The 2,081-nt window shown below is 63.4% G+C and carries 2 protein-coding genes; both read right to left on the bottom strand.

Annotation, left to right across the window (positions count from 1 at the left end):
* Positions 1-182: 182 nt before the first annotated feature.
* Positions 183-1,085: a permease-like cell division protein FtsX gene (gene ftsX, locus ELR45_RS16435; protein WP_129667378.1), complete on the bottom strand. Its 903-nt coding sequence runs from the start codon at positions 1,083-1,085 to the stop codon at positions 183-185.
* A 111-nt stretch (positions 1,086-1,196) separates the two neighbouring features.
* Complete coding sequence (gene ftsE, locus ELR45_RS16440; RefSeq protein ID WP_129667379.1) at positions 1,197-1,886, bottom strand: cell division ATP-binding protein FtsE; 690 nt, start codon at positions 1,884-1,886, stop codon at positions 1,197-1,199.
* Positions 1,887-2,081 lie beyond the last annotated feature (195 nt).

Genomic DNA, 2,081 nt, shown 5'->3' on the forward strand with positions numbered 1-2,081 from the left:
ACGCACGGCGACGAGCAGCGCTCGCTCCGCGGACGCAGCGGATGAACGGCTCCGCAGATGGCTGACGCCGCGGATGACAACGCACGCGGACGTCAACGACCAGCCTGGGAATGTGGAGCCCCGCGCGCGGCTGACATGACGGAATCAGGCGGCCCAGCAGCGGCCGCCCGTTCCGTTCAGATCTAGACGCGCAGGTAGCGACGGAGCGTGACGAAGGATGCCAACGCAGAGATGAACACACCTGTGATGAGGAGCCACGGCACGATTCCCCACACGTCGCTTCGATCCACCCAGGCGGTGAAAGTGAAGTTCGGCGCAAGCAAGCGCCCGACGGCGACCTCCTGCACCGTGAACACAGCCGCGGCGCCGAGGACAGAGCCCAGCAACCCGGCAATCGCCGCCTCCAAGATGAATGGCAGCTGGATATAGAAGTTCGACGCTCCGACCAGCCGCATGATCCCCGTCTCGCGGCGGCGGTTGAACGCTGCCAGACGGATCGTATTGGCGATCAGCAGAGTGGCGGCGACCACTTGGATCGCAGCGACGACGACGGCGCCGTTCTGGAACCAGTCCAGGACCCTGAACAGTGGCCCCAGCACTTCTCGCTGATCATGGACATTCTGCACCCCTGGCAGCCCGGCAACCGCGGAGACGACGCCCTCATACTCGTCCGGATCGACGAGAGCCACCCGGAAAGACTCTTGCAGCTGATCCGGAGTGATGACATCCACGACGGGGTCATCCATGTCCTCAGCGAAACGCTCGTACGCCTCCTCCTGTGACTCGTGGAAGACCTCCTCGACCTCAGGATGGTTCTCCAGCTCGGCCAGGAGCGCGTCGCGCTGGCTGTCCGTCACCGTACCCTCGGAACAGTTGCCTTCCGCCGTGTAGGCATTGCACATGAAGACCGAGATCTCGACCCTGTCATACCAGTAGCCCCGCATAGCGTCCGACTGCGCTCGAATCAGCAGACCGGTGCCGAACAGGGCGATCGAGATCGAGACGGTGATGATGACGGCCATGGTCATCGTCAGGTTCCGCCGAAGGCCGGTGACGATCTCAGATAAGACGTACTGGAAGCGCATTGCTCTCTTCTAGGGGTGGAGGGATGGACTGGGCCAGTTCTTAGCGGCGCACGGCCGACGGCTGCGACGTCACACGGACCATCACCGTGCCGGCCGAGGTACGCCGTGCCACTACCGCGTGTACCCGTAGACGCCGCGGGACTGGTCACGCACCAGGCGGCCGTGCTCGAGCTGGACCACTCTCTTACGCATCTGGTCGACGATCGACTGATCATGGGTCGCCATGACGACCGTCGTCCCGGTGCGGTTGATTCGATCGAGTAGCTTCATGATTCCAACGCTGGTCGCGGGGTCGAGGTTCCCAGTGGGCTCGTCGGCCAGCAGGATCAGCGGCCGGTTGACGAACGCCCGCGCGACGGCGACGCGCTGCTGCTCACCCCCGGAAAGCTGGTCCGGCATCCTATCCTGCTTGCCATCCAGACCGACGAGGTCCAGCACAGCCGGCACGTCCCGCGAGATCTGGCGCCGCGACTTGCCGATGACCTGAAGCGCGAACGCGACATTCTCGAAGACGGTCTTGTTCGGAAGCAGCCGGAAGTCCTGGAAGACAGTTCCGATACGACGGCGCAGGTGAGGAACCTTCCAGTTGGACAGCCGATGGAGGTCCTTGCCGGCCACCCTGATCCGGCCGTCCGACGGCTTGTCCTCTTTCAGGACCAGCCGCAAGAAGGTCGACTTGCCGGAGCCCGAAGGCCCGACGAGGAATACGAACTCCCCTCGTTCGACCTCCATGGTCAAGCTCTCCAACGCAGGCCCTGACTGCGTGGGATAAACCTTTGTGACGTTGTCGAATCGGATCACTATGCCTCGCCGACGTGTTGAAAACTTCCACCTCGAGAACCGGCTGTCCACGAGGCGCCGCACCCGAGTGTACGTGCTCTTCCTGAGAACGGCACTGTGACGCATAAACGACGTGTCGGACGCCTCTCACGTGGAGAGACGCCCGACACATTGCGCCATACCGACCTATTCGCTCTCAGACACCGGGCCGTCCCG

This window comes from Phytoactinopolyspora endophytica (assembly GCF_004138495.1).
In the GTDB taxonomy this organism is placed as follows: Bacteria; Actinomycetota; Actinomycetes; order Jiangellales; family Jiangellaceae; genus Phytoactinopolyspora; species Phytoactinopolyspora endophytica.